Origin of the sequence: Hyalangium sp., from assembly GCF_035629615.1 — a bacterium.
In the GTDB taxonomy this organism is placed as follows: Bacteria; Myxococcota; Myxococcia; order Myxococcales; family Myxococcaceae; genus Hyalangium.
On sequence record NZ_DASPHO010000685.1, the window covers coordinates 1 to 7,446 of the forward strand.

Sequence of the window (7,446 nt, forward strand, 5' to 3'; positions counted from 1 at the left end):
AGGGCATCCTGGCGCAGGTGCGCCGCGTGCCGCTCGGGGTGGCCCTGTGCATGGGGCCCTACAACTACCCGCTCAACGAGACCTTCAGCACGCTCTTCCCGGCGCTGCTCATGGGCAACACCGTCGTCTTCAAGCCGGCCAAGTTCGGCGTGCTGCTCATCCGCCCGCTCCTGGAGGCCTTCCGCGACAGCTTCCCGCCTGGCGTCATCAACATCATCTATGGACGTGGCCGGGAGACGGTGGGCGCGCTCATGGAGAGCGGCAAGGTGGACGTGTTCGCCTTCATTGGCACCAACCAGGGCGCCAGCGAGCTGAAGAGGATGCACCCCAAGCCGCACCGGCTCAAGGCCGTGCTCGGCCTGGATGCGAAGAACCCCGCCGTCATCCTGGAGGACGCGGACCTGGAGAACACCGTGAGCGAGTGCGTCCTGGGCGCGCTCTCCTTCAACGGCCAGCGGTGCACGGCGCTCAAGGCCCTCCTGGTCCACAAGAAGATCCTCGAGCCTTTCCTCGAGAAGTTCATCGCCGCGGTCGGCAAGCTCAAGCCGGGCCTGCCGTGGGAGCCCGGTGTGTCGCTCACACCGCTGCCGGAGCCGGGCAAGCCGGCGTACCTCAAGGGGCTCGTCGACGACGCGCTCCAGCACGGGGCCCAGGTGCTCAACCCGCACGGGGGAGAGATCCACGGCTCCTTCTTCTTCCCGGCCGTCGTCTCCCCGGTGAGCTCGAAGATGCGCCTCTTCTACGAGGAGCAGTTCGGCCCGGTGATTCCCATCATTCCCTTCGAGGACGACGATGAGGCCATCCGCTACGTGGTGGGCTCACCGTTCGGCCAGCAGCTGAGCCTCTTCGGCAAGGACTCCCAGCGCATCGCGCACCTCATTGATGCGTGTTCCAACCAGGTCGGCCGCATCAACCTCAACACTCAGTGCCAGCGCGGGCCCGACACGTTCCCCTTCAGCGGGCGCAAGGACTCCGCGGAGGGCACGCTCTCGGTGGCGGACGCGCTGCGTGTGTTCTCCATCCGCACGATCGTCGCCACGAAGACGACGGCGGAGAACAAGACGCTCGTCCACAACATCCTCACCCAGCGCGAGTCGGCGTTCCTCTCGACGGACTACATCTTCTGAAGGGCCGGAGCAAACATGCTCTCAACACAGCCCCTATCGTCTTATGCTCTGTGCCGAATACCTCGCCCTTCCACACCGCAACCCCGGAAAGCCGCACGCAGCCACTGCGGATGTCGATCTGTTCCCGCCCCGTTCGACGTGTTAGTACAGGATGGGAGGTGAGCCATGAACATCGTGCTCTGGATCGTGCAGGTATTGCTCGCGGTCGCGTTCTTCGCCCACGGCTGGCTCTTTCTGTCGCCTCCGGCGGCGATTGCCGAACAAATGAACGCGTCGCTGCCGCGGTGGTTCCAGCTCTTTCTCGGCGTGGCGGAAGTCCTTGCCGCCGTGGGACTTATCCTTCCGGGACTGACGCGGATCCTGCCGTGGCTGGTCACGTGGGCGGCCGGCGGGATCATGATCGTGACGGTGTCGGCGACCGCCCTCCATCTGGTGCGCGGCGAGATGAGCTCGGCGGCGATCACGCTGGTGCTGCTGATCATGGCGGCGTTCGTCGCGTATATGCGGCAGCGGGTCGTGCCGATCCGCGCCCGGGGCGCTGCGTAGCCGGCGACGCGCAGGACGGAGGAGACTCCTGGTGCGCCTGGACGTGGCGACCACGGCTCAGGGAGACAGGGTGAGACAGGCCTCCTTGCCCCGCGTCTGCGCACAGACCACGGCGGAACTGCCGTGCGTGGTGGCGGTGACATAGCAGCTCTCGTAGGTGGGAAGGTCAGCCGTCCCGCTCTTGAGGACCCACCGGCAGTCATCGAGAGCTCTCACGGTGTCCCCATTCGGGAGGACCGCGGAGCCTCGCAAGGTGTAAGCCGTGCCCCGGGTGGGAAACTGCACGTCGCCGGAGCTGACGAGCTCCACCTTGAGGTTCCAGGCCTCGTCGGGAATGACCTTGACGGGGAAGGTGATCCTGTGTTCGCCCAGGAGGAGTTCGACGTTGGAGCCTGGCGTCCGCGTCTCGAAGATGAGCTGGTGAAGGTACTGTTGCCGGTCCGGTCCACGACGCTCCGCGTAGCCGAAGCGCCCCTCGGGATCTGGGAGCTCGATGTAGTACTCGTCCAGGAACTGACGGCTCAGGTCCACTCGCCCCTGCTCGCCAATGAAGGCCATCTGCATCTTTCCGTAGAAGGTCGAGTGGGTGATCCAGGGCTCCGTTTCCTCGAACGTCACCTCGTTGGGTTCCCAGCAGGTGATGTCGAAGGCATCCTCATAGTGCGTCTGCCACCCCGAGTGGATGCGGACGCGCAGCTCCTCCTTCTTGCCGTGCTCGCCGCCACACCGCAGCCGGATGCGGAAGTCCCGCTGGCTCATCTCGTCAAAGCCGGTGGACAGCACGGAGAGGCCGCCGGTCGTCGTGGCCTCCAGCTCGGTGCCCGTGAAGTCGTACTCATACTCGGACTCGAGTCCCAGAGGGCCGTTGCCCTGGGACCATCGGTGGGGGATGACGACCGAGTAGTCCGCGGACCGGATGACGTCCGGAGCAGCATGGAAGGAGAGGACCCCTTTCTTCCCATTGGGGAGCGGTCCGCCACAGGCTCCCAGCAGGAGCACGCCGAGGATCAGCGTCAGGGTTCGCAAGGTGGGCCTCACGCGGCTTCAGAGGCTAGCATGCTCCCCATGCGCGTCGTCCTGCTCCTGCTCTGTCTGCTCAGCGGTACCGCGGCGCTCGCTCAGGTCCCTCCGGCCGAGGAGTCGCCTCCCGCGTCTCCGCAGCCTCCCGCGCTCCACCTGGAACCGGGACAGCCCTTGCGGGTCTCGCACGGGGGGCTGCTCCTGGAGGGGCGGTTGTTGGATGTGGACGAGCGGTCGCTCACGCTCGTGGGCCCGGACCAGACCCAGCGCGAGCTCGTCCCGCTGACAGCAGTCCAGGAGCTCTCCGTCCGCCGGCGCTCCCCGGGCTACGGCGCGCTCGTGGGCGCTGGGGTGGGCTTCCTGACGGGGGCGTTCACCGGAGGGTTCCTCTGTGGCATCACGGACTACCCCTCCCAATCGAGCTGCCTGGGACTCGCTGGCGTGGTGGGGGCCCTCTTCGGGGTGTCCGGGGCGGGGCTGGGCGCGCTGGTCGGTCTGCTCGTCCCCCACTGGGAGCTCGTGTACGAGCGCCATCCGTCGGCCGATAAGAGCTGGCAGCTGGGCCTGCTCTTCTCCAGCATCTTCGGGCTGACCTCGCCGCTGAGCACGCTCAACCCGGGTGTCCGCGCCGAGGCGCTCTTCCAGTTCGGACGCCACTTCGCCATGGGCCCCGAGCTGGCATTCCACTATCTGATCCAGTCCCTGTACCGCTTCCCCGTCAACAAGCCGCTGATCTCCTTCGGCGTGCTGATGCGAGTCATGCCGAGCTCGGGTGTCCTCGCGCCCTCCCTCCTGGCCGGCTTCGGGCTACACCCGGCGGATACGGTGCGTCCCGGGAGGTACTCCCTGGGCGTGGGCCTGGATCGGCAGCTGAGCTCAGGGCGGCCACTCGCCTTGGAGCTGCGCTGGCACCACTCCGGCCTTCCCTGGGAAGGCAAGGACTGGCTGATCACGCTCGACGTGGGCACCCGCTTCTTCCGGTAGGCCGGAGCTCGCAGCACCTCCAGGGCTTGCGCCAGGGGGCAAGAAAGGAGTCAGACTCGACCTTCGGTGTACCCTCGAGGGCTGCGGGGTGGACGCACCGACGTGGCGCTCGGCCCTCCTACACTCGGCAGCGCGCTTATGCGCTTATGCGCTCCGGATCGGGTCCCGATTGGGTTCCGAAATGCAAGCTGTGCCTTCTTTCTCAGAGGGAGATCGCTTGAGAGCGGCGGGTTGTTCTGCATGGAGGCGGCGGGAATCGAACCCGCATCAAGGCGGAAGCAAAACCCTAAGCAGGTCGCGCTGTTACCGGCTAACGCCTTGATCTCACACCGGATCGGTCCCCCGCTCCGTCCCGTCTCGTCCCATCTCGTCCCGTTCAATTCCCCGCTGGAGGGTCACACTGGGGGCACATGCGGCCTGAGCCTTTCCATGACTGCTCCCGGGGGCGGAGCCGAAGCCGGAAGAGGCGAGTGTGCCGACTGTGGGAGCGGGGAGAACTGAGCCGGAGAGCCCCGATTAGATTGGGCCGAGGGCTGCGCAGGTACTTCGGTTGGATGTGTTTGCCTGCCCTCTGTGTGGAGGCCAGCGCTGGGGGCTGGCGTGGCCATGCGGCCTGTGAAGATGGCTACAGGGCAGGGGCTACCCCAGAGCGCGTGGTGTTGAGCCCCAAGCCGTCACGGTGCCCCAGAAGCTTACGCCTCTGTTGCCTCCCTCCCGGGGGCCACCTAGGCAGGCGTGTGCCCAAGCGGCTGCACGGCCTCCCGACCGGCCCGGCGCACAGTTTGCGCGTCACCCGTCCGAGGCTCTCCCTGGCCCCTCTGTACCGGCCTACTATCCACAACTGAGCCCCTATCCGTCGTATGCTCGGAGGATGAGAACGTGTTTACCGAAGAGGTGAGCGCAACGGTGGAGTGAGGGCAGGGTGGGTGCAGCACCCACCTTAGACGGATAGTGGGAGTGCCAGGAACGAAGCCCTACTATCCTTCGGTTACTTGGATGGCACTTCGTCCAAAGGACCCGAACGAGAAGTGTGGGGATAGGCGGTAGAACTCTTAGCAATGTTCATCGCGGATTCAAAATCGGTACAGCCCAATGCATGCTCCTTCCTGCATATGCGCCCTTCTGAACAGTTGCACGTAGGGCATTGGTTTTACGAGATCGAGGTTTTGCATGCTCGACGCGGCACATCGCGGCTATGACTACCAAGATCTCTTGATAGCAACTCGGCTGACCGACGTATTGCTCGGCACCGTCGTTGAAATCTGGGTTGACGAGAAGCTCTTCTCCGAAGATCGCTTCGATGATCTCACTACTGTCGATTTAGATCATCGTAGGGAGCGCACGCAGTTTAAGCACAAGGACAATGCTTCTCTCGCATTACCGTTGGCGACCTTCACGAGCGAAGATCGCGACCTACGGCTCGATAAGCTCGTGGCATGCGCGATTGCAGAGCGGGAAGGCCCAGGTCGCGGTGCTACCACGCACACTTTTCGGGTGGTGCTCCGCGATGCACGACCAACTGATCCGCGACTTACTCGGGTGCTGAAGCCCGCAGAACAGGACCCTGGCCCGTACGTACCAGGGATGCGATCACTACGGTTGAGGTTCGACCCGGACGTGCTATGGCCCTTATCTACCAGCAGGGCAGATGAGCCCTCCGGTAAAGATGCGTTCGCCTTCCTACGAGACGGTCGGCTCATACGCGAGGACCTTCTCTGGCTGTGCGAGCGCCTTATCATTGAAGTGGAAGCGCCCGCAGCAAGCTTCGATCTAGTTAACCCAGGGCCCGCAGAACTGTTACTGCTGGAGCGGATGCGGCGGGACATCGGCGCCGAGGCTTATCCGAACAGAGAGCGGACGGCCACCGATGTAGCTGAAGCGCTGATCAGGTCAGCTACAGCTGCCCGGCTGCGGCGCGTGACTGTGTCGCTGGAGGAACTGCTGCGGCGCACGCGGCTAAGGCATGACTTCGGAGCAGTAGCACGAGCGCATCCCGTCGACTCGGCTGTCGAGGTACACCGACCGGCAACAGTTTCCGAAGTAATAGAGCGCGCCGAAACTGCGGCGGATGAGGGGAGCGTGCTCCTGCTGCTTGGGCCTCCTGGTCAGGGTAAGTCCTGGGCTTGCCACCAAGTGGTCAATGCACTGACAGCTTCGAAATGGCTTGTCGCTGAGCACTACTGCTTCCTTGGAGAAGCCGACTTTGAACTTCAGGTCCGAGTTTTGGGCGAGAGGGTCTTCGGTAGTTTGTTGGGTCGACTCGCAGAAACTGAACCGGCGCTTGTTACCCAGCAGCGGCCTCGATTCGCTGCTGACGAGAGTGCTCTCGCCGAGGCACTGCACCGCGCGCGCGAAAGCCAGCCAGATCGTCGCATTGCACTCGTTGTTGATGGGATTGACCACGTTACACGTGTACTTGGCGCCACAACCCGCCGTATCGATCCTTCAAGGGCGCTCGCTGAAGCCCTAGCGTCCTTGGACTTGCCGATCGGAAGCGTGCTCATTGTACTCAGCCAGCCTGGCGAGCACTTAAGGCCACTCCAGGAGAAAGGAGCCACCATAGTAATGGTGCCCGCGTTCGGGCCTGATGAATTAAGGACCTTAGCCGAGCGGCTTGGGGTGCTCACGACACCGAAGGAACCGGATCGTAATTCCCCCACCGCTAACGAAGCGACAGGACTTATCGATGCCAACGATGAGGATGTTGTCGTCGACTTTCTCAACGCGCTGAGTGAACGGTCGGCGGGCAATGCGCTCTATGCTACCTATCTATGTCGCGAGGCACTGCGCCTGCCAACGGCCCGTGTTGATCCTGCGGGAGGTATACGGTTACTTCCCCCATTCGATGGGACTCTGGGGGCGTACTATGAGCACTTGGTCGCCGCGCTCGACCATGGTTCGTCCTGGGTGGCCGATATCGTGGCCCTGCTGGATTTCGCGGTAACTCGTGTAGAACTGCGCGAAATTTGGCCAGAAATGGGACATCGCATTGATGCTGCGCTTGACCGGCTTGAGCCCGTACTAATCGAGAGAGCTACTCAAGGTGGAGTACGCGTCTACCACGAATCCTTCGCTCGATTTCTACGACAACCTTTACGCGACAACCCTAAGACAGCAGTTGCATTGTTAGGCCGAGTCGCTGATTGGCTCTCAAGCAAGGGGATGTTCACTGATGCCCGTGCTTTCCTCTTCCTGCTTCCGACGCTTGCTCGCGCTGGCCGAGATGAGGAAGTGGTAAAACTAATCAATGTCGATTTTACCGCCTTGGCCGTCGCGGGAGGCTTCTCCGCGACAGCGATCAAGGCAAATCTTTGCACGGCTATTGGTTGTGCAACTCGGGTTGGGGACTGGCCCGCAGTTGTCCGTTGCGTTGAGCTTGCTAGAGCGGCTGGGACTTACGAATTCGATAATCTTGACAGCAAAATCGTCGAGTTTGCGGATGTCCCTATGGCGCTCCTCGGGGCAGGAGCATTTGCTGACAGATTGCTCTATGATGGGCGCACCACTGTGCCAAGTCGGGCAGGCTTGCAACTATGCGCAATCGTCGACAAAGCTGGGGTTGCGGCACCTTGGCGTGAATACATGACCGCTTTCGACCGCGAGCGCAGAGAGGATAACACAGCCTACGGGTCTGAGTCAGAGCAACATATTGAGTTGGCTTTGCTGCGCGGACGGCTTCGCCTTGCAGTAGACTCCAGTGCGGCTAGTGCCGAGCAAACGTCTGCTAAAACCGTATCCGACAACGGAGTGGGATTAATCAACTCCAGAA

General features: G+C 63.0%; 5 protein-coding genes. 4 read left to right on the forward strand and 1 reads right to left on the reverse strand.

Translation table 11 applies throughout. The features are described from left to right. Both VD972_RS34460 and VD972_RS34465 read left to right on the forward strand, forming a co-directional pair. The coding region (locus VD972_RS34460) for an aldehyde dehydrogenase family protein (RefSeq protein ID WP_324993051.1) at positions 1-1,127 on the forward strand (1,127 nt) is incomplete at its 5' end. Positions 1,128-1,292: 165 nt separating this feature from the next. Beyond that, complete coding sequence (locus tag VD972_RS34465; protein ID WP_324993052.1) at positions 1,293-1,673, forward strand: DoxX family protein; 381 nt, start codon at positions 1,293-1,295, stop codon at positions 1,671-1,673. Between the two features lie 57 nt (positions 1,674-1,730). Here the strand turns inward: VD972_RS34465 and VD972_RS34470 are convergent, their stop codons facing one another. Beyond that, positions 1,731-2,699 carry a hypothetical protein gene (locus tag VD972_RS34470; protein ID WP_324993053.1) on the reverse strand — a complete coding sequence of 323 codons (969 nt, stop codon included), beginning with the start codon at positions 2,697-2,699 and terminating at the stop codon, positions 1,731-1,733. A gap of 39 nt (positions 2,700-2,738) precedes the next feature. Here VD972_RS34470 and VD972_RS34475 point away from each other — a divergent pair, with 39 nt between their 5' ends. Together VD972_RS34475 and VD972_RS34480 are read left to right on the forward strand one after the other, a co-directional pair. Further along, the gene (locus tag VD972_RS34475) at positions 2,739-3,677 is read left to right on the forward strand and encodes a hypothetical protein (protein WP_324993054.1); all 939 of its coding nucleotides are present in this window, start codon (positions 2,739-2,741) and stop codon (positions 3,675-3,677) included. 1,170 nt (positions 3,678-4,847) lie between these two features. Beyond that, the coding region (locus tag VD972_RS34480; RefSeq protein ID WP_324993055.1) for an ATP-binding protein at positions 4,848-7,446 on the forward strand (2,599 nt) is incomplete at its 3' end.

Bases quoted from the DNA above. Each gene is read 5' to 3' on its own strand.
- VD972_RS34465 (WP_324993052.1), top strand. From the start codon at position 1,293: ATGAACATCGTGCTCTGGATCGTGCAGGTATTGCTCGCGGTCGCGTTC.
- VD972_RS34475 (WP_324993054.1), top strand. From the start codon at position 2,739: ATGCGCGTCGTCCTGCTCCTGCTCTGTCTGCTCAGCGGTACCGCGGCG.